This is a genomic window from Mucilaginibacter lacusdianchii (genome assembly GCF_009770985.1).
Taxonomy (GTDB): Bacteria; Bacteroidota; Bacteroidia; order Sphingobacteriales; family Sphingobacteriaceae; genus Mucilaginibacter; species Mucilaginibacter lacusdianchii.
In genome coordinates this window covers 795,149-819,837 of record NZ_WSRW01000001.1, presented here as the reverse complement: position 1 = coordinate 819,837, position 24,689 = coordinate 795,149, and the positions used below count along the sequence as shown (strand labels likewise).

Below are 24,689 nucleotides of genomic sequence, written 5' to 3'. Positions count from 1 at the left end.
AGCTGAACAACTAGTATCAGGCTTTTATAATCTTGAGATAGGAAACTGTAAGTGAAAGGTTGTACCCTCATCTGTTGCCGTGTCAAACCACACTTTACCGCCGGCATTTTCAATAGAGTTTTTTACAAAGGCCAATCCTAAACCAGTGCCCGAACTTTTAGTAGTAAAGTTGGGTTCAAATATCTTTCCGCGCAAATTTTCGGGGATGCCGTTGCCATTGTCCTTAATGTGCAATACAATGTTATTGGTATTTAAGATATAAGTTACGTCAATAATCCCGTGTCGGCCCAGTGGCATGGCTTCTATGGCATTTTTAAGTAGATTGTTAAAGCAGCGCAATAACTGATCGCGGTCGGCCTTGATGAAGAAAGGCCTATCGGGCCGGATAAAGTTGATGCTGATATTATCCATATGCTTAAATATGATAATAGCTTGCCCCAAGGTTTCAAAAATATCCAGCTTTTCCATCCGGGTGTCCGGCATTTTGGCAAAGGCCGAAAATTCGGAGGCAATAGATGATAAACTCTCAATCTGCTCAACAAACGACTTGCTGAAACGCTCAAACTTTAAATCAAATTTAGGGTCTTTGTCTTTCCATGATTTTTCGAGCAGCTGCAAGCCCAGCTTTAATGGTGTAAGCGGATTCTTGATTTCGTGAGCTACCTGCTTGGCCATTTCGCGCCAGGCGCTTTCCCGTTCCGATTGTGCCAATCGGTTAGCGCTATGCTCCAGTGCAGCAATCATTTTGTTGTACTCAGTAACCAGCGCACCAATTTCATCATTGCGGCGCCAACGGATAGGTTCATTCTTTTTACCGTATATAGTTTTGCTCAAATTATGCTGGATAAAGCTTAGCGGTGTGGTAATTTGCTGAGCTACTACCACCGCAAAAAGGCCGATAGCAATAAAGATCAGCGCGTAAATGTTGATCATATCATTCAAGAATACACCAATACGATCGTTGTAATCAGCCTCATCCGAGAATGAAGGTAACTGCATATAGGCAACCGTCTCATTTTTTGAGTTACGAATAGGCGCATAGGCAGCTTTGTAGGCCAGTTCGCCTACCTTTTCGTCATTCACATAAACTGACTTTTGCAATTGATGCATCATAATATAAGCCGTAGCATTCATTTGCTTTTCTAAAATGCCATAGCTGTATATTTTGGGCTGAGTAGAATATAGCAAAGAGCCATTTTTATTGAACAGCGTCAAGTCGGTCGAAAAATCGCCAGCCAGTGTGTTAAACTTTACCTGTGCTTCTTCACTTGGTTCGTTGATATTTCCTATAAAGGTTGTTTCCAGCTTTGAAGCAACACGAATAACTTTTTCGCTTATCAACTCATTTTGTTGATCCTGGTATTGGTCTTGAATTGACAGGAAAGTAACCAAACCTACCAACGCCAGGGTAACTACTACCGCAAATATCATCGAAAACTGAATGCGGGTTTTGTACATTATGCGGTCTAAGTCTAAATGCAGATTCCAATGAATGCTTTCAGCTGTTATTTTAACAATGCTTAACCGCGCCCAAAACCATTTGAATATGATAATACAAGCACTGAATGCAAGCAGCAGCACAAAGAAAAACGTGAGCGATGCTACATTATTTATTAAACTGTTTTGCTGGCGGGTTACCACAATAAGCTTTCGCGGGCTTGGTTGATAAATCATATGGTTATAGCGGTTCAAGCGCTGTATCCACGAGTTTGGTGCTTTTGTTTCCTGCGTAGTTTTGAATACGTATTTTTTCAGTTCACCTTTAAACTCATTGTTTACCACATTGTAATCATAGTTGCCGTTTTGGCTTAGCAAGTGGCCATCATCATAAAAGGCGTACGAATAATCTTTAAAGTTGGTGTTCAGTCTAAACCGGTTATCCAATAGTAGTTCCGGAAATGTGCTGGTAAAGTGAAAAGGTCGGGATTTTGCCTCTACCACTAGAGTGCCCAAATTATCCTCGCCTTTGTAAACCGGAAAAATGCCAAAGTATTTTTGTGAGCCAAAGCTGTCATTTTCACGATAAAAATAATCAGACACTTTAAGTAAGGAACTGTAAAGCACCATGTCTTTAAAGTCGTTTAAGGCAAAGTCCTGATCGCCTGCTATTGGGGTGCCATTAGGTCCAAATGAATATATTTTAAAGTCGTAATCAGAAAGGTAACCATCAAAATATAACTTTTGAAGCCGGTTTCTTAAATAATCTGGATTAGGATTTTTACTGTCAAAAAACGCAATCACTTGTGGGTCTTTGATAATCTGTTTTTCAACTGACCTGTAAATTAGTTTTATATTAGGGTTTGTGCCGTTCTGCAACTGTGAAATTAGTTGTTTACGAACTCGTTGCTCTTTTACCGATTCAAAATGATTAAGATTAATTGAGGCAATTAGTGAGCAAACTAATATGATAACAACATATGATACGGCATTGATAACGCCCTGTCGGTAGCGGGCCGAATAGGCACCTATTAAAACTAATCCTCCCCACAGTACATAAAACGGCGTAAATTCATCATAAAAAGAAAATATTAGGGTTGCTAACAAGATGCTAACAGCGTACACCGTCAGTTTAACCCGGTCGTTTATATTTACCTTTAAATCAATGGCCAGCACTATTTCAGTCAATAAATAAAATATAAAGAAACTAAAGCAGGCCATTAATACGCCCAAAAAGCTATATACTGATAGGTTGAGCACATTATGTACATCAAAGCTGATAGATGAATCGGCTACCAGTTTTTTAAATAAATAATATAATGCTGTAGAGGAGGTTAGCAAAAGTATGAGGCTGCCTAAAAATATGGCATAACCGGTAATTTTATTTGGTGTTTGCTTTAATATTTTGAAGCGGTAACCATAAACAAAAACGGAAAACCAGCACAAGCCTAGTACGTTAAGGCACAAATCGCCTATAGAAGGAAATGCCGGGTTTAAGTAATATAATGATGGATTGAAAAGCTTAAGGCTCGGACTAAAGTCAGGAAAATGGAAGTATATGTGAATAAACCTGATAAGCAAGATAGAAACAGCCAATAAAGCAATAGCCCATCCCAGCTTTTGATTACTTGCCAGATAGTGGCAGATATTGCTAATAAGCAGACATAAGGTGAGCAGGCATAAAATCCATAAAACAATTTCGGCAGTAAAATAGCTATGATTGTAATTGTTTGCGCCCGATTTTACTGAGAATAGATAGCTACGGTTAATGTCATGAATATGAAAAACATCTTTATCCGTAAAGTCGGCAATTTCAAGGTTACCTTGTGTAAGGAGGGTGCGGTCTACGTTGTTTTTTAAATACTTGTTTTGAAGCGGATAATTGTTTTTAACCAGTATAAAAGCAATCGCTGTAAAGTTACCCTCTGATTTTTTGATGGCCTCGTAATACCCGTTGTTTCGTTTAATGAAAGAATGGCCTTCACCAATGCCAACGTAGTTATCGGGTAAAATCCGTATACCACTCCAAAAAGAAAGCTTATTGTTTTGGAGCGTTACAAACCAAATACGATGCTTTTTAGTATAGGTGTTAATAAAGTTTAACCCTTGGCGCTCGTTTTGAGCCAGTGCTTTTAACTGTTGATAGTTAGCTGGTTTAAATAAGTCGTCTATTACAGCTTCTTTTTCGTGCAAACTGTTTTCGAGCGTGCGGGCGGCTTGTGTAAAGCTGTATTGCGGCGTGTATTTATGATGTATAATTACCGCAGTTAATAGTAAGCTGGCAAACAGCAGGGCCAGCAATAAACGGATCTTGGCAAATGTGGTCAAAGTTGTTTCAGATAGATAGCATGTAAATATCATAAAAAAATTAAAGCCACTTTAGTTTGTGGCTTTAATTTTTTTATGATGTTAAACAGCTAAACTAGCTGTAGCGGCGCTGCGGTCAACTTTTTTGACCAGCCCTTGCAATACATTGCCGGGTCCAACTTCGGTAAAAGAAGTGGCTCCGTCTTGCAGCATATGCATTACGGTTTGGGTCCAGCGTACCGCGCCGGTTAGTTGGGCAATCAGGTTTTGTTTAATTACCTCAGCATCTGTATGTGGTTTAGCATCAATGTTTTGGTAAATGGGGCATACCGGGCTTTGAATGTTGGTATTCACAATGGCATGCTCTAATTCTACGCGTGCAGCTTCCATCAGCGGTGAGTGGAAAGCGCCACCAACATTTAGTACCAGTGCGCGTTTAGCGCCAGCAGCTTTCAGCTTTTCGCAAGCCAGTTCCACGCCGGCAACAGTACCTGAGATCACCAATTGGCCAGGGCAGTTGTAATTGGCGGGTACTACTACCTCGCTTACCTGCTGGCAAATATCCTCAACGGTAAAATCATCCAAACCTAAAACTGCAGCCATGGTAGATGGCTGAATTTCGCAGGCTTTTTGCATAGCATTGGCACGGGCCGCCACCAAACGCAAACCATCCTCAAATGATAAGGCACCAGCCGCAACCAAGGCAGAGAACTCGCCAAGGGAATGGCCGGCTACCATCTCGGGCTTGAAATCGTCACCCGCTATTTTAGCTAAAATTACCGAGTGTAAAAAGATGGCAGGTTGTGTAACGTTGGTCTGTTTCAGATCTTCGTCGGTACCGTTAAACATCATGTCGGTAATACGGAAACCTAAAATTTCATTAGCCTGCTCTAATAATTGGCGGGCTTGTGCATGATTATCGTACAAATTTTTGCCCATGCCCACAAACTGGGCACCCTGACCTGGAAATATATATGCTTTCAATGTTAGTTGTTAATTGATTAAGATTACTGGTTATTTCGAATTTATATGATTCTGTAATGCCGAAAATTCAAATTCAGATTACGACAGCTTCGAGCGGATCAAATCCAAAAACTCTGTACGGGTTTCTTCCTTAAAAAATTCACCGCTAAAGGCCGAGGTAGTAGTTACCGAATTTTGTTTTTGTACACCGCGCATACTCATACACAGGTGGCGGCATTCAATAACTACACCTACGCCCAAGGGCTGTAAAGTATTTTGAATACAATCCCGTATCTCGTTGGTTAAGCGTTCCTGTACTTGCAACCGGCGCGAAAAGACATCCACTATACGCGGTATTTTACTTAACCCAACTACATGCCCGTTAGGGATGTAAGCTACGTGTGCTTTTCCAAAAAAAGGCAACATATGGTGCTCGCACATAGAGTATACTTCAATGTCTTTCACAATCACCATTTGGCTGTAGTCTTCCTTAAACATAGCCGATGTCAGGATTTCTTTAGCATCCAGATCATAACCATGCGTAAGGTACAGCATTGCTTTGGCCATACGCTCGGGTGTTTTTAGTAAGCCTTCGCGCTCTGGATTTTCGCCTATGTTTTTCAGAACCTCGCGGTAATGGCCCGATAGGTTAGTGATCAGCTCGGTATTGTAACGGTCTATTTTATGGTAGCCGTTAATGCCTTGTTCTCTGTCAGGGATGTCGTTATCGTCAATCATGATTTCGGATTAATTGCCAAAGTATTCGGCACTATTGTTTTCGGTTTCAAAAAGCTTTACTGAGTGTAAAAATACACCTTCATAAGCTTCGATAGGGCCTTTTAACTGGTTGAAAATTTCGATGCAAAGTATTTCGGTTGATGCCATTTTCCCCTGCATAAAATCCACATCCTTGTTCAGGTTCATGTGGTCAAGCTTATCTATCACATACTTATTAATGATTTCTTTAAGCTCTTTTAAGTCAATCAAATAGCCGGTAGCGTGGGTAATTTCGCCTTTTACTGTTACAAACAGATTATAGTTGTGGCCATGCCAGTTGGGGTTAGCACATTTGCCAAATACTTCTTGGTTTTTTTCTGCGCTCCATTCTTCGCGGTACATCCGGTGTGCGGCGTTAAAATGTTCTTTGCGCGTAATATGTATCATCATAACAAATATTGGTGCAAATATACAAAACAAAAACAGGTGAGTTGTTTTATCTTAGTTGCTATGAATATATTGGTAGTAGCCGCCACCCGGCCCGAGATTGCCCCTTTGTTAGAGATGCTTAACTTTGGCGGCCAGCCATTGCATGCGCCTGCCGAGGATTGTATCAAGGGGATTTTGTATTCGGGAACAGATAATGACGAGGCAGAAATTCATAACATCACCTGTTTAATTACTGGCGTTGGTATGGTAGCTACAGGATATAGCCTAGGTAGGCACTTGGCTATTAATCATTACGATTTAGCTATTAACCTGGGCATTGCCGGTAGTTTTGACCGCAGTATTGAACTGGGAGACGTAGTGGAAATAACCGATGATACATTTGCCGAGTTGGGTGCCGAAGATGACGAGACCTTCTTAACCATTGAAAAGATGGGATTTGGCGAAAGTCGGTTCAAATCCTCTGCCAAATTAGCAAAATTGTATTCAAAAACCACTCTACAGCAGGTAACTGCCGTTACTGTAAACACGGTTCATGGCAACCAAAAAAATATCGATAAGCTAATAGATCGCCTACCAGTGCAGTTGGAAAGCATGGAAGGTGCAGCCTTTTTTTATGCCTGTACACAAGCAGGCGTACCATCGCTGCAAATCAGGGCAGTGTCAAATTACGTGGAAAAGCGCAACCGCGACGCCTGGAAAATAGGGTTGGCTATTAAAAATCTGAATAGCTTTGCAGAAAAACTGTTGTCAGTTATCGGTTCTCAGTTGTGAGTAATACTGCGCCGACAACTGGCAACCCACAACTACAAGATATGAAACTAACCCTTGGCTTTTCGCCCTGCCCTAATGATACGTTTATATTCGACGCGCTGATACATCATAAAATAGATACCGAAGGTTTGGAATTTGAGGTGTTTTACGATGATGTGGAAACCCTTAATCAAAAAGCCTTTCGCGGCGAACTGGATATCACCAAACTGAGCTACCATGCCTTTGCCTATGTAGCCAACCAATACGTGCTGCTGGATGCTGGTAGTGCTTTAGGTTTCGGTGTAGGCCCCATGCTGATTTGCAAAGGCAATGAAGATGAGCTGCGCACGAAGCTGGAAACCAACGGTGCTAATGTAAAAATTGGTATACCCGGCAAATATACTACCGCCAACTTTTTATTAAGCTTAGCTTTTCCGCAGGCTATAAATAAACAGGAGATTGTTTTTTCCGAAATTGAAAGCTCTATTCTGGAAGATAAAATTGATGTAGGTTTGATCATCCACGAAAACCGCTTTACCTACCAGGATAAAGGCTTGAAAAAGATTATTGATTTAGGCGATTACTGGGAAAAGCGTACCGGCTGCGCCATACCGTTGGGTGGGATTGTAGCCAACCGTAATTTGCCGGAGGATATACAGCACAAAATTAACCGTGTACTGCGTAAATCAGTTGAGTTTGCTTTTGCTAATCCTAAATCGGGTCTGGAATTTATCCGCTCACATGCGCAGGAAATGAGCGAAGAGGTGATGTATAAACATATCGATTTGTATGTGAACCAATACTCTCTCGATTTAGGTGCTGAAGGAAAAAAAGCCATTCAACTGATGTTTGACACGGCTAAGGAGAAGAACATTATTCCAGAGATTAAGGAGACGTTGTTTTTGAATCCAATCACCCTATAAATATTCTCAGTTAAGGAAACTATGAAAAGAATGTCATCTCGAACGATAGTGAGAGATCTTTTTGAAAGCAAATAGTTAGCCAATCGCATTTGAAAGATTTCTCGTTAGCACTCGAAATGACATTTTTATTTTTATGTGAATTTAAGCCCTCCCTCCCGGAGAGGGTTTAAGAGGGGCTATTTCAACTGCTTCATAATCTCATCGATTGCCTTGTCCAACTGTGGGTCATTTCCGGTCAATCGGTCGGCAAAGGTGGTTTTAACATAGATGTCGGGTTTAACACCTTCTTTTTCCAAATCCTTGCCATCCAGTGTAAAACAACCCCATGCCGGTAGGCGTACGCTCGATCCATCAACTAGTCCTTTAGCGCTGGTAAAAATAATCCAACGATAAGTTTCGGTTCCAATGATTTTTCCTAGACCCAATTGCTTAAAGCCAGCTGCGGTCATTTCTGCATCACTCAAGCTTTGCTCGTTGATGAGCAGAACAATAGGCTTAGCTGCCGGCGAAAAGTTAGGCTGCTGCGTACGTTGGCCGTTGCGGTATTGCCATTGCAGGTAGGGGCGTTGCGCTAAAAAGTTCAATACTGCATCGTGCACGTTGCCGCCGGTGTTGTAGCGCAAATCCAAAATCAGCGCGTCTTTTTTATAAGCATCATCCACCATATCCTGCATAAAGCGCTCTAACGAGCCGCCGCCCATGTCCTTCATTTGTGCGTAAGCAATGCGGTTGCGGCTTTTTTGGGTAACTACTGTGCGGTTGTTATCTACCCATTCGTCGTACAAGTTAGCTTTAAACTCGGCATTGCTTTCCGGGTGAATTTTTACAACAATATTACGGCCTGCACGTTCAAAGGTTAGTTCCAGTTCGGCATCCAGCGATGGTTGCGTAAAGTAAGTGTTGCGGTCTTTGCTCTCATCTACAGATACGCCATTAACCGCTTTTAAGTGGTCTCCGGGTTGTATGTCTACGTTTTTGTAGTCGGCATTGCTATGCTTTAATACTTTGGCTACCACATATGGGCGCTCATTGTCAAACACAATACCGGTTTCCATGGTGCGGTAACGCAGGTTGGTGCGTTCTTCGGGGCCACCAGTATTAAAGCCCATGTGCGATGAGTTTAATTCACCCAACATATCGTTCAGCATAATGCGCAGGTCGGCCCGGCTGGTAACGTAGGGTAAAAAGGTTTGATAGTGATCGTGTACTTTTACCCAATCTACGCCATGAAATTTTGGGTCGTAATAGTTTTCTTCCAAATCGGCCCAGGCTTCATCAAACACCTGTTTAAATTCACCGTCCAGGTTACGGTTAAAGGTATAGCCTAGATCAAGTTTGTCAACCTTGTTTGCGTCCAAGCTGAGCTTGTATACGTTGCCACCGGCTAACAGATAATAGCGGTCGCCGCTGGGAATAATGCTATAGCCCCACGCATCTGCACCGGCTACTTTTTCGGTTTTATTATTTTCAAAAGGCTCAATGGTGGTACGGTAAACACCGGGGCGGCCCTCCATCTGATCGGACACGTAGTATACCATAGTTTTGGTGCCTCTTTGAATAACATAGGGATTTCCCTGACGACCAAACTCCGGACTAATGCGTTGCAGCCTGTCCATCACATCCTCGGTATCAATACCAATACTGGCCGGTGCTTTGGGCACAGGTTGGGTTGAAGTTGGCTTCGGCGCATTTTCGGGCTTTTTGTTTTTGTTAATATTAGTAGGAACCTGATCTTTTTTCTCTTCTTGAAATAAATCGCGGAATTTATTCAGCTTAAAATCTTCATCCGTTTTTTGCAGCGGCAGGCGGTAAATATGGGTATTGCCCGATCCCATCGGGTATTGTGCCTGCGTACGCGAAGTAGCAAAATACAGGTATTTGCCATCGGGCGACCAGAATGGATCTGACTCGGTAACACCTGTATTGGTCAAATTGGTAGTTTTACCGTTGTTTACATTATATACAAAAATATCCAGCTCAAAATTGCGGCGGGCGGCATAGGCCACATACTCGCCATTGGGCGAAAAGTAAGGCTGTGAGTTTTGGAAGCCCCATAGCTCATCCTTTGCAATAGTTTTGCTGTCTAAAGTTTTCAGGTCGATGATGCGAACCTCGTCACGACCGCTCAGATATACGCCTTGGGTATGCGCTTTGTTAACGGTGAGCTGGCGGTTGCTGCGTTTTTCGCTGGTAATTTGCTTGGGCTTGCCTGTGCCATCGGCCGGCATAGTATACCAGTTTACGTATCCGCCAAACGTCTGACTAAAAATCAACGACCGATTATCCGGTAACCATTTTACTTCAGTTACACGCTCACTATTGTTCCGTTCCAGACGTTGAATAAATTTGCCTTCTATATCGCTCACAAATATTTCGCCGCGTGATACAAAGGCTATCTTTTTGCCATCCACCGAGGCGTCCATCGCTTCAACACGGCCGGCCACATCAAACTCCTGCTCCTTAGGCAATACGTTGTTGCGATACAGGTTGAAGTTTAGCTTGCGGCTTTGCTTGCTGGCTACATCATATACATAAATCTGGTAATCTTTCTCAAACACTATGCGGTTACCCGATGCGCTTACAAAAGGCCTTTTAATGGAGGATGTAAAGCTGGTTAATACTGATTTTTTGCCGTTGGCCAAGGTGTAAAGGTTATACTCTTCGTTAGCCTCGTCAGACACAAAATAAATATTTCCTTTGCTGTCTATGGTAGTCCAAAAATCTTTACCTATCCAGTTGGTGTATTGCTTGTAAGCTTTGGTTTTGAGGTTGTATGATTGAATGTCGGGATTATAATCGCCTTTGTAATGCTTGCGTTGCGAAAAATTGTAGCTCTCCCAGGTATTGCTGAAAAATAGTTCGCCGGTTTGCGGATGCGGCACCACCCCATGTATGGTGTTGAAATAATTGCCGAACAGGCGTAGCGGCGTGCCACCATTGCGGCCTACACTATAAGCGCCAAACATGTTATACCGGCCCGAAGTAAAGTATATGGTTTTAGAATCCCAGCTCCATGAATCTACTTCATCACTAGCCTCATGGTAAGTAAGCTGCTTAATGTCGCCGCCGGCCAGGGGCATCACATATACATCGTTATTGCCAAACTGGTTGGATGAAAAAGCCAGCCATTGCCCGTCGGGCGATACGCGTGGGTTGGTTTCCTGTCCCTGCATGGCGGTAAGCCTAACAGAGGTTGGATTGTTGACATCGGCTTTCCATAAATCGCCTTCGTAACTGAAAATTACGGTGTTGCCGTCGGGTGTTAAAGTAGGGTAGGCCGTAAAATAAGCCTCCTGACTTTGTGCCTTTAGTGCTGGGGCGGCAGCTAATGCAGCTAAAAACAACAAGTAAAGTTTTTTCATGTTATGGATTTAATCAATTGTGTGTATAGATAAGTGTATTTTTGAACCATGCTAAAAGTAGTGCATTTAAATACTTATGATGGCAACGGCGGTGCTGGCCGGGCCTGTTTGCGCCTTAATAAAGCGTTGCTTGCCGAAAATATTAATTCAAAAGTAATTGTGCACTATAAATTCGGTAAAAATCCGGATATAAATACGTTCAATACTACGGTGTTGCAAAAAGCTTATGCCGCGGCGACTATTGTACTGGAACGCATACTGGCCAAGCGTTTTTTAAAGCCGATGAAACGTACGCCGTTTTCATTTACTTGGTTCGGGCGTTCGGTAATTCATCATCCCGATGTGCAGGCTGCCGATGTAATTCATTTGCACTGGGTTAATCATAGCTTTTTAAACCCTGCCCACCTAGCGGAGCTGGCACAACTGAACAAGCCGATTGTATGGACTTTTCATGACAGTAATGCCTTTACCGGCGGCTGCCATGTACGTTATACCTGCGATCACTATATACGCCAATGCGGTTACTGCCCACTGCTAAAAAAATCGGACGCCGAGGATGCCTCGCACCAAATATGGAAGCAAAAGCATGAAGCCTATCAAAAGCTGAATTTTACGGTAGTAGCTCCTAGTTCATGGATGCTGAATTCTGTATTGATGAGTAGCTTGATGAAAGATAAGCCGGTTCAGCAAATACCTAATACACTCGAAACGGGTATTTTTAAACCTCAAGATACAAAAACTGCTAAAAAGCAATTAGGCTTGCCTGATGATAAATTCATATTCCTGACCGGCTTTATGCCATCGCGAAAAGACTTACACAAAGGCACCAGCTACCTGATGGAAAGTTTAGAGTTATTAAAAGAGCGTTTGGGTGTAAATGCTGCCAATGTAGAACTGGTGGTATTTGGAAACCGCGATGCCAAGAATGTGCCCGACTTTCCATTTAAAACCACCTTTTTAGGTACCATCAGTAATGATGAAAAACTGGCCATCTGCTATGCAGCGGCCGATGCCTTTTTGATACCATCGCTTGAAGATAATTTACCTTACACCGTAATGGAAAGCTTATCGTGCGGCACGCCGGTAATCGCTTTTACTACAGGGGGTATACCCGATATGGTAAAACACGAACAAAATGGTTACTTGGCCGAATATAAGTCGGCCAAAAGTTTTACCGACGGCATGGAATGGATACTTAACCATGCTAACCAAGCATCGGTTCAGGCCGAGGCCCGCCAAACGGTTATGACTTATTATGCTGAGCAGCGTATTGCGCAGCAACATGTGCAGGTTTATAACCAGTTGCTGCAACGTGCCGATACGCAAGGAGGTGCCAGTGTTTAAGCCCAAGCTTTCGGTCATTACCATTGTGTATAATAATGTGCGTGATATTGAGCGCACGGTACGGTCTGTAATCAATCAAACCTACACCAATATCGAGTATATTGTAATAGATGGTGCTTCGAATGATGGTACCCTGGATGTATTGTACCAATACCAGGCAGATATTGATCAACTCATCAGCGAAAAAGACAAAGGTATTTACGATGCCATGAACAAGGGACTGGCCTTAGCTACCGGCGACTATGTGCTGTTCATGAACTCGGGCGATGAAATCTATGCGCCAGGCACCGTATCACATGTTTTTTCAACCGCTGAGGATGCTGATATTTACTATGGCGAAACAGAAATGATTGATGATGCAGGCAATAGTCTTGGTCGTCGTCGACATCAGGCCCCGGCTCAATTTACCTGGCGCAATTTCAAGTATGGCATGAGTATCAGCCACCAAGCTGTTTATATCCGCCATTCGCTGGTACAACCGTATAATCCCCAATACCAGTTAAGTGCCGATATTGACTGGATACTTACGGCTGCTAAAAAGGCCCGCAAAATTGTAAATGTAAACCGTTATGTTGCCAAGTACCTGGTAGGGGGGATGTCTAAAAAGAAGCATCGCCAAAGTTTGCTGGAGCGGTTTGATATCATGAAGCGTCATTATGGCTTGCTGCCCACGGTGTTTAATCATGCTGTTATTGCTTTTAATTTGGGTTGGTATTGGTTGAAGCATCGGCGAACGAATGATTAATTTTCTGTTGCTCTCTGTTAGAATATTTTCATTGTTAGTGCTTGAACTTGTTTTAGTGTTTCATTAGGATACGTAAAGTAATTGAACCACAGCCTGTGGATGTTACTTTTTCTTTTACCGGAAAAGAAAAAGTAACCAAAAAGAAACCTCTCGGCCGCACCTTCTTTCTACTTAGGTCAGTACTTATACTTAAGTCAGTAGCTACCGAAAGAAGCTGAATGCCGATTCTTTTTTGTAGTTGTTCTGACAGTGCTTTACGTTTGTTAGATTTTTTAAAAAAGCGCAGCGGCCCGCTGTTGCGCCCGGGCCAGCGATGGCCTTGCGGGGGGAGAGGTGATCGCAACAGCTAGGCCTTTTTGGATACTTTTGTGGCTATGACAAAAGTATCTAGCCCCTGCGGCAATGAGCAGACGAAGTAAGTTTAATAGCACCAAAGGAAGTTCAACTAATAGCACAAATTCAACATCAGTACCAACTAATTAAATCCAAAATCCTTACCTTAACCTCAATAAACCACCTTCATCATGTCAACCACCTTTCCCGAAGGCTACAATCAGGTGATGCCTTATTTAATTATAAATAACGCAGCCGGCTTTTTTACTTTTATGCAAACCGTTTTTGGCGCAACCGAAAAAATGAAAACCATGCGTGATGAAGAAAAAATTATGCATGCCGAGTTGCAAGTAGGCGAAAGCACCATGATGTATTGTGATGCAACAGATAGTTTTCCACCGCAAAACGCCGGCTTATTTATATATGTGGCCGATTGTGATGCCGCTTACGAACGAGCATTAGAGCAAGGTGCAACATCCATTATGGCACCGGTTGATCAGGAATATGGTCGTGGAGCAGGTGTGCGGGATGCTTTTGGTAATACCTGGTGGATAACGAGTGCATTGTAATGCAATAAAGGAGAGGGCATAGTACAGGCTTTTACCGCTTTAAAGCTTTTTGTATCAAACCTGTTGCTTATCCAAAGTTTACACGCGCTTAACACATTTGCCATAAAATGCTGTTAAACTTGCAGGCGTAAAGCCTCCCGTGCCTTATCATTTACGGATTGCTTTTTGCACCTTACATATATTATTGAATGAAAATCGGAATTGTATGTTATCCAACCTTCGGCGGTAGTGGCGTGGTAGCTACCGAGTTGGGCAAAGCCTTGGCCGATCGTGGTCACCAAATTCACTTTATCACTTATAACCAGCCCGTTCGCTTGGACTTCTTTTCCGAAAATTTGTTCTACCACGAGGTAAGCGTCAGTAAATATCCATTGTTTGAGTTTCCACCGTATGAACTGGCTCTGGCCAGCCGTATGGTAGATGTGGTACGGTTCGAGAAGCTGGATATATTGCACGTACATTATGCCATTCCGCATGCATCGGCTGCGTATATGGCCAAGCAAATATTAGCCACTTATGGCATTCATATACCGTTCATCACTACGCTGCACGGTACTGATATTACTTTGGTGGGTAACGACCGTACCTATAAACCTGTAGTTACTTTTTCTATCAACCAAAGCGATGGCGTAACCTCGGTATCCGAACATTTGAAGCAGGATACGTACCGCTTTTTTGAAGAAGTAAATCGTGAAATCAGGGTAATTACCAACTTCATCGACCTGAAACGCTTTAGTCATCAACCCAAAGGGCACTTCAAAAAAGCAATTGCGCCTGAGGGTGAAAAGATACTGGTGCATACCTCTAACTTTAGACGCGTAAAACGTACGCCCGATGTGGTGCGTATTTTTGCCAAAGTGCGTGAAAAGATACCATCTAAGTTACTAATGGTAGGCGATGGGCAAGACCGGCCCGAGTGTGAACAAATGGCGCGCGATTTAGGTGTGAGCGAAGATATTCGCTTTTTAGGTAAACAGGACGCGGTGGAAGAAATCATGTCGGTATCCGATTTGTTTTTAATGCCGTCGCAATCTGAAAGTTTTGGTTTGGCTGCGTTGGAAGCCATGGCCTGCCGGGTTCCGGTAATCAGTAGTAATGCTGGAGGTTTACCTGAGCTAAATGTAGAAGGTAAAACCGGTTTCTTGTGTGACGTAGGTGATGTAGATACTATGGCCGAGCGTGCTATTTATATACTGGAAGACGAAGAACGCTTGAATACTTTTAAAGAGAACGCCCTGAATCATGCCCGTGTATTTGACTTGGCCAACATTTTACCTCAGTACGAAAACTTTTATCAGGAAGTAATTGCAAACAGCAAGCCTGTAAAATCTGTGTAGTTTTATAAATACGTTAAACGACATATACAGTAATGTCATCTCAAACGCCAGTGAGAGATCTTTTAAAACTGATAGGTGAGCCAGTCGTTTTTAAAAGATCCTTCGTTAGCACTCGAAATGACATTTTTTGTTTTTTAACCCCGCTAATTAAAAATGTTTTATAACGGGAAGGACTTAAGTGAGCTTAAAGATTGGCAAGATTTATGTACACTTACCACCAACATCATACATTAATATTATGAAAAAGATACTTCAATCTACATTACTTATTGCCGTTATTGCTTTAGTTGTTTCAGCATGTTCATCTACTAAAAATGCCGCTACTGGTGCATCTACAGCTTCTCGTGGAAAATTTACCGGTACCTGGACGGTTACCAATGTTAACTTTGAAGGAATATTGGAAAGCGCTGTAACTTCAGTATTTGATCAGGCTCGTCCATCTGATTTTGTGGGTAGTACCTGGAAATTAACCAATAGCGGTAATGGTATGTATACCTTAACCAACGGCGCATCGCAAAGCATTTTTTGGTCTACTGCCAATGACGCATCTGGGCAGGTATTTCAGTTTAAAAAGATATATGAAGGCGATAAAGCCAAAAATGTACAGACCGGTTACCGCTTAATTGTAGGCAACAACGATGGTAATACTATGGTTTTAAGAACACCCGTAAGCTTAGGTACGGGTACTGGCTATGTAGTATATACCTTTGCTAAACAATAAAAATTAAGTTATAAACAAAAAAAGCCTGCATATTTATGCAGGCTTTTTTTGTTTACTCTATTGTGCTAAACTTCAGGCAAACCGGACTATCAATGGTAATGCGGTTGGTTGTGGATTTTAGCTGACCTGTAGCCGGATCAATTCTGAAAACCACAATGTTATTGCCTTTTTGATTAGCTACCAGCAAAAATTTACCGGTAGGATCAATTACAAAGTTACGTGGTGTGCTGCCTTGGGTCGATTGGCGATCAACTACCGTTAGCTGGCCGTTTTCTTTATTGATGGCAAATGCTACAATCTCATTGGCATCGCCGCGGTTGGTGGCGTATAAAAAACGTCCGTCGGGTGTAATGTGAATATCGGCGGCTCCGGTTTGACCGGTGTAACCATCGCGTACCATACTGATAGATTGGAAAGGCTTCAGTTTGCCACCATCATAATGATATGCATAAATCTTTCCGGCCATTTCGGTGATCAGGTACAGATATTTATGGTCTGGGCTCATCTCCCAATGACGCGGACCATCGCCGGCATCAACGTTAACACTGGCTGGTGTGGCTGGAGTTAACGGTGGGTTTTGCGAGGCTTTGTAACGCTGAATGTTTAGTTTGTCTGTGCCTAAATCGGTATACAATAAAAACTTGTCATCAGGTGTTAACTGTGCCATGTGGGCGTGTGGCTTTTCCTGTCTTTCTTTGTTTGGTCCCAAAGGCTGGTTTTGGTCAGATAGTGTTTGTATGGATGGCTTTAAAGAGCCATCGGCATTTAACGGAAATACACTAACACTACCACCGCCGTAATTAGCAGTAAATACATTCTTCTGGTCTTTATCAACAGATACATAACAAGGGCTGTCGCCGGTAGCCTGTTTGTTGATAAATGTTAATTTACCCAGTTTAGGGTCAAAAGCAAAGGCGCTTACACCGCCTTGGTTGCCTTCATTTGCGGCATAGACAAACTTACGGTTAGGTGATACGCATAAATACGAGGGATTATCTACGCCGTCTGCTTCGCTCAGATAAGCCAGCCGGCCACTTTCGGTATAAAAACGATAAACATAGATGCCTTTACTTTCGCCGCTGGTATAAGTGCCAATCAATAAATCTAATGATTTGGGTGGCTTGGGTTGCGCTTTTACCAAAAACGGCAATAACGCTATTAGTAATAATGTTCTTTTCATGGGTATTTTATTTTGAACATTGCAAGGTAACAAAAAAGCCCTTTTAAAATAAAAGGGCTTTTCAAGTATGAATACTTAACTCTTTATAATGAGTTAGTAAATTATTGTATCAAATGCTTTAATTGAACAATCTCTTTCTCGTCCAGGTAACGCCATCTGCCGCGTGGTAAATCTTTTTTGGTTAGGTTGGCATATACCGTACGGTCAAGTTTAACCACTTCGTAGCCTAAGTGTTCAAAAATACGACGTACAATTCGGTTTTTGCCGCTGTGTATCTGGATGCCTATTTCACGCTTGCTGCCACCTTGTACATAAGTAACCATATCAGGCTTAATCAAGCCGTCTTCCAGTTCCAGGCCAAATTGAATTTTGTTCAGATCGCCTTGGGTTAGGCTTTTGCTTAACTCTACCTGGTATATTTTAGTGATGTTGTTACGTGGGTGCGATAATTTATCGGCTAAATCACCATCGTTAGTCATCAGCAACAAGCCGGTAGTGTTGCGGTCTAAACGGCCAACAGGATAAATGCGCTCGCGGGTAGCCTTATCAACCAGGTGCATTACTGTGCGGCGCTCTTGCGGATCGTCGGTAGTGGTGATGTAATCTTTAGGTTTGTTCAAAAGCACATACACCATCTTTTCGCGCTTCAAAGTTTCGCCATTATAACGAATTACGTCTTTAGATGGATCTACTTTAGCACCTAACTCTGATACCACTTCACCGTTTACGCTAACCACACCAGCAGCAATTAGCTCATCAGCCTTACGGCGTGAACATATACCTGCATTAGAAATATAGCGGTTTAAGCGAATTAAATTACTGTCTTCTTTTTTCTCAGCAGCATTTTTGCGGCCACGCATTACACGTGTTGGACGCTCGTCGTTGGCATCGCTACGTTCCGGACGGCTAAAACCTGTTCTGGATTTTTGCTGGTCGCCACGTTCACGGAATGACTTAGCTTTGAAGCCATCGTCTTTAGAAGCATTACCTTTGAAGCTGCCGCTTCGTGATGCGCCGAATTTTTTTTCGCCGCCTTCACGGGCTGCACCAAACTTCTTGTCGCCACTTACACGGCCTTCGCCCGAACGTGGTTTAAAAGAGCCTCTTTCAGTGCGGTTATCACCGTCTGTATTTCTTTTAAATTTATCTGATCCGCCATTTTCTGATCTTCCACGGGATGAAAATGGTTTTCTGTCGCCCGATGATGAGTTTCCACCAAAGCTTCTTTTTGGTTTATCGCCGGCATTAAAACCGCCGTTTTCCCTGCGCGAAGAAGAAAATGATTTTCTCTCCGAACCGCCATCGTCGCCAAAGCGCTTTTTAGGTGCGCCGGTGTCTGACTTTTTAAAATTTGATCCTGAATTTCGGGTGCGTGGAGAAGAGCTGCTACGTGGATTATCGCCACTGCCGGCACGCCTGCCGGTTGATTTGTTGGACTTGTCGTCGCGACTGTTCCCTGGTTTTTTAAATACCATATATATTATTTAACGCTTTAAAAGCAAGACAGCAAAAGTACGTAAAAGTTAAAGAATAATAAAAAAAATTTCCACAGCAAAAAGTGTGTTTAATACACCAAGAACCGCTGTTTTTAAAAGTTATCAACATGTTAATAAACACTAAGCCTACATAAGTGCTTGACATACTGTATGGTTTTGTTACCTTTGCAACACATCTAAACCTGTTTGTTGAACTAAAAAAATCAGAATGATTAAAAAACACTTAATTACGTGCTCCGTAATCTTAGTGCTGTTTATCATTTCTAAGCTTTTTATTTTCAGTGTTCCTGATAAAAAGCCTTTGAAAAACAGTGGTGCGATTTCTACCTTTACTAACTTCTTAGCCGGTGTAAAACCCGTTGAAGAACAAATGAATTTTGCCGATGAAAAAATTCCTTTACACAACGCAAAAGTAAACCGTAAAATCAGGCATTCCATCTGGAAACATCATGTAGCTCATCCCGAACCGGCCAATTTGCAGGCAAAAGCCAAAAAGTGGTTCCCGGTTATCGTTCCTATTCTGCGTGCTTACGGTATTCCCGAAGATTTTAAGTACATTCCTTTATTAGAGTCAGGACTCAACAATCGAAGCGTATCGCCAAAAGGCGCTGCCGGCTTTTGGCAATTTATGCCACAAACCGCCCGCGAGTATGGTTTAAGGGTTGGCAAACGCCGAGACGAACGCCTGAACGTGCGCAAATCAACCATCGCAGCATGCAAGTACATTAAAGAACTGTATGCGCAGTTTGATAGCTGGACGCTGGCAGCAGCGGCATATAATGCCGGCTCGCCAAGAGTGCAGCATGCCATCAACCGCAAAAATGGCGGTAATTACTATTATATGCGTTTAAACCGCGAAACCGGTACTTACGTGTACAAATTGTTAGCCATAAAACAGGCTGTAAAAAAATCGGAAGAGCAACATGCTTACGATACCGAATACAGCTTGATGCGGCCTTTGCAAACATTGGCTGCAGCTAACTAAAATACATTAGATTACGGAGCAACGAGGGCCGGTCAACACTATGTTGGCCGGCCTTTTTTTCGTATATTTGTACCTCTTTTTGAGAGAATTATGGCAGCGTAAAAACTTAGCTGCCCGTTACAAGTTTAATACTTGTTTCCTGATTAAAATATGAGCACAAAACCTGTTGATCTGGGCGAGCAAAGCGAAGTGGAAGTGTACGGAGCCCGGGTACATAATTTAAAAAACATAGATGTTTCTTTTCCGCGCAACCAGCTGGTGGTTATTACCGGCTTAAGTGGCAGCGGCAAATCTTCGCTGGCGTTTGATACCATTTACGCCGAAGGGCAGCGCCGCTATATGGAAACTTTTTCGGCCTACTCACGCCAGTTTATGGGCGGTATGGAACGGCCGGATGTGGATAAAGTATCGGGCCTGAGCCCGGTAATTGCTATTGAGCAAAAAACCACCAGCAAAAATCCACGCTCAACTGTGGGTACCATCACCGAGATATACGACTTTATGCGTTTGCTGTTTGCCCGTGCAGGCGAAGCTTACTCGTACGTAACCGGCCAAAAGATGGAGCGCATGAGCGAAGACCAGATTTTGCGCACCATCATGGAAAAGTTTGATGGTCAGCCGGTAAACATCCTAGCACCAGTAGTAAAAGGGCGTAAAGGTCATTACCGTGAGTTATTTGAGCAGATACGTAAGCAAGGTTATCTAAAGGTGTACGTAGACGGTGCTATTATGGACGTAGAACCCAAAATGCAGGTAGATCGCTACAAAATACACGATATTGATATTGTGGTTGACCGTTTGGTGATCAGCGAAAAGGATAGCAAGCGTTTATACACCTCGGTTCAGTCGGCCCTTAAAACAGCTAAAGGCATTATTCGGATTGCTGATAAGGATAATAACGTATCGTACTTTAGTAAATTCCTGATGGACCCGGTATCGGGTATATCCTATGATGAACCACAGCCCAACACCTTTTCGTTTAACTCGCCTTATGGTGCGTGTGATAAATGTGATGGCTTGGGTTATATTTTTGTGGTGGATGAATCGTCGGTAATACCTAATCCTAAGCTGAGTATTATCAACGGCGGTTTAGCACCAATAGGAGAGTACCGCGAAACCTGGATTTTTCATGTGCTGAAAGCCTTGGCTAAAAAGTATGAGTTTTCGTTATCGGTACCTATCGAAAAAATTCCGCGCGAAAAGCTGGACATCATCCTTAACGGTTCGCACGAGATTATCAATGTTGAAGTTGCATCTAACAAATGGAACGTACAAAAATATCAGGTAACGTTTGATGGCTTGATACGCATGCTTGAAGAGCAGCAGGAGCGTAAAAGCGAAGAAATATCGGACGACCTGGAAGCTTACCGCATACTCAAAACCTGCCCGGTTTGTGAAGGGGCTCGCCTGAAAAAAGAATCCCTGCACTTTAAGGTTGACGAGAAAAATATATTCGAGCTGGCTACGATGGATATTCGTACCCTGCAAGACTGGTTCACCGGGTTGGAAGAACGCCTGAACGAGAGGCAGAATGTTATCGCGCGTGAAATATTAAAAGAAATTCGTGCGCGCATTGGCTTTTTGCTGGATGTAGGTTTGAGCTATTTAACGCTAGATCGTACCGCGCGTACTTTATCGGGCGGCGAGGCGCAGCGTATCCGTTTGGCTACGCAGATTGGTTCGCAGTTGATGAACGTGATGTACATTCTGGATGAGCCCAGCATCGGTTTACACCAGCGCGATAACGATCGTCTGATTAACGCCCTGAAAAATTTGCGGGATTTAGGCAATACGGTATTGGTAGTGGAGCACGATAAAGACATGATACTGGAAGCCGACCACGTAATTGACATGGGCCCGGCAGCCGGTGTGCATGGTGGTACCGTTGTGGCCGAAGGCACGCCACAGGAATTAATGTTGGCTCACACTTTAACAACTTCATACCTAAATGGCGAGCGCGAAATCGCCATACCTAAAAAGCGTCGTGACGGGAATGGTAAAGTGCTGACACTAAAAAAGGCAACCGGCCATAATTTGAAGAAGGTTACGGTGCAGTTTCCGTTGGGTAAACTGATAGGTATTACCGGTGTATCGGGCAGTGGTAAATCCAGCTTAATAACTGAAACACTGTATCCAATATTAAATCATCATTTTTTCCGTGCTAAAAAGCAGCCTTTGGCTTATGATAAAATTGAGGGGCTGGAGCATATTGATAAAGTAATTGAGATAGACCAAACACCTATCGGTCGTACACCGAGGTCTAACCCGGCTACTTATACCGGTGTGTTTTCGGATATTCGTGCACTGTATGTACAATTGCCGGAATCTAAGATACGGGGTTACAAGCCGGGTCGTTTTTCATTCAACGTAAAAGGCGGACGGTGCGAAACCTGCCAGGGCGCAGGCCAAAAGGTTATTGAGATGAACTTTTTGCCTGATGTACAAGTGCCTTGTGAAGAGTGTGGCGGCAAGCGCTACAACCGTGAAACCTTAGAGGTACGCTACCGCGGCAAATCTATCAGTGATGTGCTGGATATGAGTATTGAAGATGCTACTGCATTTTTTGAGCATATACCGGCCATTTACCGCAAGGTAAGAACACTGAACGATGTAGGTTTGGGTTATATTACTTTAGGTCAATCATCATTAACCCTATCGGGCGGCGAGGCGCAACGGGTAAAACTGGCTACTGAGTTGTCCAAAAAAGATACCGGCAATACTTTCTATATTTTGGATGAGCCGACTACGGGTTTGCACTTTGAAGATATCAACGTATTGCTGGGCGTATTGCAGCAGTTGGTTGATAAAGGCAACACCGTGCTGGTAATTGAACACAACCTGGACGTAATTAAAGTGGTAGATCATGTGATTGACTTGGGGCCCGAAGGCGGCTCAGGCGGTGGACAAATTCTGTTCAAAGGTACGCCCGAAGGTTTGTGTAAAGTGCCTGAAAGCTTTACAGGACGTTTTTTGGCCAAAGAAATGGGCGTGAAGATTGGTGCTAAAGTATAAATTTCACCTTTAATTTTCTTTGCGTTTAAGAAAGCTTAAATATATTATAACATAAAAACGGCTGCCAAATATTTGGCAGCCGTTTTTATGTTATAATTACTTGTCGTCTTTGCCCACTAGCTTTTCTACTAGTTTTGATCCTTTAAGTAAAGTTTTGCCTAACTTTTTAATGGCGGTGTTCTCTTTGCCGTCTGCCTTCTCGGCTGCTTTTACGGTTTCGTTACCCAGTTTTTCTAACAAGGTATATACTTTTTTACCATCCTTATCGGCAATGGCTTCTTTTAATTTTTCCAAATCATGCACGATGGTTTGGTAACCTTTATGGTCTGACAGGGTTTTGATCCAGCTGTTGATGCTGGTAGACGAACCTGTGGCCGATTCGTTCTCGATGCTGTGTTCTAAAGCTTCAATTGTTTTTTCTAAATGTTGTTCTTCCGACTTAGTTTCTGACATGGCGTATATGTTTTGTGAGTAAGTACAACCGCCATGACGACGCTATGTTTAACTATTGAGAAAACTTATTATCAACAATTTGTAGATAATTAATAAGAACAAATCGGCGTAAAACCGTGTGCTCTAAAGCGTAAATAATTACACGAAGTTTTGGGTGTGAGGCATGCATGCCGGTTTAAGTTTTGCGCCTCTTTTGCTAGTTGCTAATTAAACCAGATACTATATGTTTGTACTCAACCAACTTAATCACATGAATAAATATAAAGAAGACCTGAAAACGATATTAGGGGTTTCATCCTATATGTTGTTTATATTTAGTGTTAATTACATTGATGTCCCTATAATAAATCAATGCCTTTTAGCCATCTGGCTGTTAACAATTATCTATGCTATATACCAAAATATTAATTACCGCCTTGGTAAGGCGGGTTATTTATTATTTCCCACCTATAATGATGGATATACAAAAATAACGGCTATTTCATTGGTGTAATTCTATTAATTACATGTATGCTATTATGCTATTTTAAAGTGTTGATCAACGCTTACTTTATTATAGTTATTTTTCTTGTAGGCGTACTTATTATTTTAAATGGCATTTACCATTTACCAAATGGACGTTTAGAAATTAAGGCAAATAAGATGTTTGTTACAGGCCATCAAAACGCATTTGATTTGCTAATGGTAAAACAAGTTGAAATTCATCATAATAGGATTCTTATTTATGATATCAATGATAAATTAATTAGAGTGGACAATCTAGATATTGACAAAATTTGGGCACAAAAGATAATAGATTACCTATTTGCAAGCATAGGTCATATTAAAATAAAGGTTGTAAATAAAGTATTACCAGCTCTTTAAAATTTTAACTCATGAGTGTTGTATAACTAAATAATTAGTTTTAACTTTACCTAAGTTTTTAGTTAAAATCTTAATTATGAAAGCAAAAAACATTAATCGGGCCCTGATTGCTAAATATGCATTCTGGGTATTATTTATCGCCGGATTTTTCAATTTTAACATGAGCTACGCTCAAGAGGCAGATAGTGACCACAACGAAGTATTTACATCGGTAGAGCATACGCCCGAGTTTCCGGGTGGGATGAATGAGTTTTTTAAGTATGTAAGCACCAATATTAAATACCCGGCTGAAGCTCGTGAAAAAAAGATGGAAGGCAAGGTGATTGCTACATTTATAGTAGAAAAAGACGGTGCCTTATCAAATGTTAAGATATTACGCTCGTCGGATGAATCTTTCGCTACCGAGGCTGTTCGTGTGGTGTCAGCCTCACCTAAATGGAAACCTGGAACACAAAATGGCAAAATGGTTCGGGTACAGTATACAGTGCCTATTGTATTTAGCTTGGATGGGAAAATGCTTAAACCTTCTGGCCAAAATAAATTAACTAGCAAAATGCCTAACGCTTATTATGTAATTGATGGCAAGCCGGCTACTTCTGAGCAGGTTACATCACTTGATGTGAACAAAGTACAAAGCGTCAACGTGCTGAAAGATACAATGGCTACCGACAAGTATGGCGACAATGGAAAGAACGGCGTCATTGAAATTATAACCAAGCAAAACTAAAACGGTAAGCTATT

General features: G+C 42.3%; 20 protein-coding genes. 12 read left to right on the top strand and 8 right to left on the bottom strand.

Features of this window, described 5'->3' with window-relative positions; genetic code table 11:
* Positions 1-24: 24 nt before the first annotated feature.
* The 4 genes from GPM24_RS03725 to GPM24_RS03710 form a co-directional block, all read right to left on the bottom strand.
* Positions 25-3,765, bottom strand: a complete 3,741-nt coding sequence (locus GPM24_RS03725; protein ID WP_158825387.1) for an ATP-binding protein — start codon at positions 3,763-3,765, stop codon at positions 25-27.
* Positions 3,766-3,846: 81 nt separating this feature from the next.
* Positions 3,847-4,728: an ACP S-malonyltransferase gene (fabD, locus tag GPM24_RS03720; protein WP_158825386.1), complete on the bottom strand. Its 882-nt coding sequence runs from the start codon at positions 4,726-4,728 to the stop codon at positions 3,847-3,849.
* A 78-nt stretch (positions 4,729-4,806) separates the two neighbouring features.
* Positions 4,807-5,445 (bottom strand): GTP cyclohydrolase I FolE, encoded by a 639-nt coding sequence (gene folE, locus GPM24_RS03715; protein WP_158825385.1) that lies wholly within the window; start codon positions 5,443-5,445, stop codon positions 4,807-4,809.
* Between the two features lie 9 nt (positions 5,446-5,454).
* Positions 5,455-5,871 carry a 6-pyruvoyl trahydropterin synthase family protein gene (locus GPM24_RS03710; protein WP_158826041.1) on the bottom strand — a complete coding sequence of 139 codons (417 nt, stop codon included), beginning with the start codon at positions 5,869-5,871 and terminating at the stop codon, positions 5,455-5,457.
* 63 nt (positions 5,872-5,934) lie between these two features.
* Here GPM24_RS03710 and mqnB point away from each other — a divergent pair, with 63 nt between their 5' ends.
* Both mqnB and GPM24_RS03700 read left to right on the top strand, forming a co-directional pair.
* Complete coding sequence (mqnB, locus tag GPM24_RS03705; protein ID WP_158825384.1) at positions 5,935-6,645, top strand: futalosine hydrolase; 711 nt, start codon at positions 5,935-5,937, stop codon at positions 6,643-6,645.
* A gap of 41 nt (positions 6,646-6,686) precedes the next feature.
* The gene (locus GPM24_RS03700; protein WP_158825383.1) at positions 6,687-7,547 is read left to right on the top strand and encodes a menaquinone biosynthesis family protein; all 861 of its coding nucleotides are present in this window, start codon (positions 6,687-6,689) and stop codon (positions 7,545-7,547) included.
* Positions 7,548-7,723: 176 nt separating this feature from the next.
* Here the strand turns inward: GPM24_RS03700 and GPM24_RS03695 are convergent, their stop codons facing one another.
* Positions 7,724-10,909, bottom strand: coding sequence for a S41 family peptidase (locus tag GPM24_RS03695; protein WP_158825382.1), 3,186 nt, complete (start codon positions 10,907-10,909; stop codon positions 7,724-7,726).
* A 48-nt stretch (positions 10,910-10,957) separates the two neighbouring features.
* Here GPM24_RS03695 and GPM24_RS03690 point away from each other — a divergent pair, with 48 nt between their 5' ends.
* The 5 genes from GPM24_RS03690 (at position 10,958) to GPM24_RS03670 (ending at position 15,958) form a co-directional block, all read left to right on the top strand.
* Positions 10,958-12,253 carry a glycosyltransferase gene (locus tag GPM24_RS03690; RefSeq protein ID WP_158825381.1) on the top strand — a complete coding sequence of 432 codons (1,296 nt, stop codon included), beginning with the start codon at positions 10,958-10,960 and terminating at the stop codon, positions 12,251-12,253.
* On the top strand, positions 12,222-12,998 hold the full coding sequence (locus GPM24_RS03685) for a glycosyltransferase family 2 protein (protein WP_233268726.1): 777 nt from the start codon (positions 12,222-12,224) through the stop codon (positions 12,996-12,998). Before GPM24_RS03690 ends, GPM24_RS03685 begins: the two co-directional genes overlap by 32 nt.
* A 524-nt stretch (positions 12,999-13,522) precedes the next feature.
* The gene (locus GPM24_RS03680) at positions 13,523-13,900 is read left to right on the top strand and encodes a VOC family protein (RefSeq protein ID WP_158825379.1); all 378 of its coding nucleotides are present in this window, start codon (positions 13,523-13,525) and stop codon (positions 13,898-13,900) included.
* Positions 13,901-14,088: 188 nt separating this feature from the next.
* Positions 14,089-15,237, top strand: coding sequence for an N-acetyl-alpha-D-glucosaminyl L-malate synthase BshA (gene bshA, locus GPM24_RS03675; protein ID WP_158825378.1), 1,149 nt, complete (start codon positions 14,089-14,091; stop codon positions 15,235-15,237).
* A gap of 238 nt (positions 15,238-15,475) precedes the next feature.
* Positions 15,476-15,958: a hypothetical protein gene (locus GPM24_RS03670; RefSeq protein WP_158825377.1), complete on the top strand. Its 483-nt coding sequence runs from the start codon at positions 15,476-15,478 to the stop codon at positions 15,956-15,958.
* A 52-nt stretch (positions 15,959-16,010) separates the two neighbouring features.
* Here GPM24_RS03670 and GPM24_RS03665 read toward each other — a convergent pair whose 3' ends face one another.
* Both GPM24_RS03665 and GPM24_RS03660 read right to left on the bottom strand, forming a co-directional pair.
* Positions 16,011-17,138 carry a lactonase family protein gene (locus GPM24_RS03665; RefSeq protein ID WP_158825376.1) on the bottom strand — a complete coding sequence of 376 codons (1,128 nt, stop codon included), beginning with the start codon at positions 17,136-17,138 and terminating at the stop codon, positions 16,011-16,013.
* A gap of 101 nt (positions 17,139-17,239) precedes the next feature.
* Positions 17,240-18,613: a pseudouridine synthase gene (locus GPM24_RS03660; RefSeq protein ID WP_158825375.1), complete on the bottom strand. Its 1,374-nt coding sequence runs from the start codon at positions 18,611-18,613 to the stop codon at positions 17,240-17,242.
* Between the two features lie 229 nt (positions 18,614-18,842).
* On the opposite strand from GPM24_RS03660, the gene GPM24_RS03655 reads away from it, so the two are divergent.
* Both GPM24_RS03655 and uvrA read left to right on the top strand, forming a co-directional pair.
* Positions 18,843-19,619, top strand: coding sequence for a lytic transglycosylase domain-containing protein (locus GPM24_RS03655; protein ID WP_158825374.1), 777 nt, complete (start codon positions 18,843-18,845; stop codon positions 19,617-19,619).
* Positions 19,620-19,769: 150 nt separating this feature from the next.
* Positions 19,770-22,631, top strand: a complete 2,862-nt coding sequence (gene uvrA / locus GPM24_RS03650) for an excinuclease ABC subunit UvrA (protein WP_158825373.1) — start codon at positions 19,770-19,772, stop codon at positions 22,629-22,631.
* Positions 22,632-22,727: 96 nt separating this feature from the next.
* Here uvrA and GPM24_RS03645 read toward each other — a convergent pair whose 3' ends face one another.
* Positions 22,728-23,084 (bottom strand): hypothetical protein, encoded by a 357-nt coding sequence (locus GPM24_RS03645; protein ID WP_158825372.1) that lies wholly within the window; start codon positions 23,082-23,084, stop codon positions 22,728-22,730.
* 250 nt (positions 23,085-23,334) lie between these two features.
* Between GPM24_RS03645 and GPM24_RS03640 the strand changes: the two genes are divergently transcribed.
* The 3 genes from GPM24_RS03640 (at position 23,335) to GPM24_RS03630 (ending at position 24,675) form a co-directional block, all read left to right on the top strand.
* A complete protein-coding gene (locus tag GPM24_RS03640) occupies positions 23,335-23,577 on the top strand; it encodes a hypothetical protein (RefSeq protein ID WP_158825371.1) in 243 nt (80 codons plus the stop codon).
* Between the two features lie 41 nt (positions 23,578-23,618).
* Positions 23,619-23,948 carry a hypothetical protein gene (locus GPM24_RS03635; RefSeq protein ID WP_158825370.1) on the top strand — a complete coding sequence of 110 codons (330 nt, stop codon included), beginning with the start codon at positions 23,619-23,621 and terminating at the stop codon, positions 23,946-23,948.
* Positions 23,949-24,024: 76 nt separating this feature from the next.
* Positions 24,025-24,675: an energy transducer TonB gene (locus GPM24_RS03630; RefSeq protein ID WP_158825369.1), complete on the top strand. Its 651-nt coding sequence runs from the start codon at positions 24,025-24,027 to the stop codon at positions 24,673-24,675.
* Positions 24,676-24,689: the final 14 nt, after the last annotated feature.

Excerpts from the sequence above, each read along its gene's own strand:
- GPM24_RS03660 (WP_158825375.1), bottom strand. The coding sequence starts at position 18,613 with ATGGTATTTAAAAAACCAGGGAACAGTCGCGACGACAAGTCCAACAAA.
- GPM24_RS03700 (WP_158825383.1), top strand. The coding sequence starts at position 6,687 with ATGAAACTAACCCTTGGCTTTTCGCCCTGCCCTAATGATACGTTTATA.
- GPM24_RS03680 (WP_158825379.1), top strand. The coding sequence starts at position 13,523 with ATGTCAACCACCTTTCCCGAAGGCTACAATCAGGTGATGCCTTATTTA.
- GPM24_RS03665 (WP_158825376.1), bottom strand. The coding sequence starts at position 17,138 with ATGAAAAGAACATTATTACTAATAGCGTTATTGCCGTTTTTGGTAAAA.
- mqnB (WP_158825384.1), top strand. The coding sequence starts at position 5,935 with ATGAATATATTGGTAGTAGCCGCCACCCGGCCCGAGATTGCCCCTTTG.
- GPM24_RS03695 (WP_158825382.1), bottom strand. The coding sequence starts at position 10,909 with ATGAAAAAACTTTACTTGTTGTTTTTAGCTGCATTAGCTGCCGCCCCA.
- GPM24_RS03630 (WP_158825369.1), top strand. The coding sequence starts at position 24,025 with ATGAAAGCAAAAAACATTAATCGGGCCCTGATTGCTAAATATGCATTC.
- bshA (WP_158825378.1), top strand. The coding sequence starts at position 14,089 with ATGAAAATCGGAATTGTATGTTATCCAACCTTCGGCGGTAGTGGCGTG.
- GPM24_RS03645 (WP_158825372.1), bottom strand. The coding sequence starts at position 23,084 with ATGTCAGAAACTAAGTCGGAAGAACAACATTTAGAAAAAACAATTGAA.
- GPM24_RS03670 (WP_158825377.1), top strand. The coding sequence starts at position 15,476 with ATGAAAAAGATACTTCAATCTACATTACTTATTGCCGTTATTGCTTTA.
- GPM24_RS03655 (WP_158825374.1), top strand. The coding sequence starts at position 18,843 with ATGATTAAAAAACACTTAATTACGTGCTCCGTAATCTTAGTGCTGTTT.
- GPM24_RS03710 (WP_158826041.1), bottom strand. The coding sequence starts at position 5,871 with ATGATACATATTACGCGCAAAGAACATTTTAACGCCGCACACCGGATG.
- folE (WP_158825385.1), bottom strand. The coding sequence starts at position 5,445 with ATGATTGACGATAACGACATCCCTGACAGAGAACAAGGCATTAACGGC.
- GPM24_RS03640 (WP_158825371.1), top strand. The coding sequence starts at position 23,335 with ATGAATAAATATAAAGAAGACCTGAAAACGATATTAGGGGTTTCATCC.
- GPM24_RS03690 (WP_158825381.1), top strand. The coding sequence starts at position 10,958 with ATGCTAAAAGTAGTGCATTTAAATACTTATGATGGCAACGGCGGTGCT.
- uvrA (WP_158825373.1), top strand. The coding sequence starts at position 19,770 with ATGAGCACAAAACCTGTTGATCTGGGCGAGCAAAGCGAAGTGGAAGTG.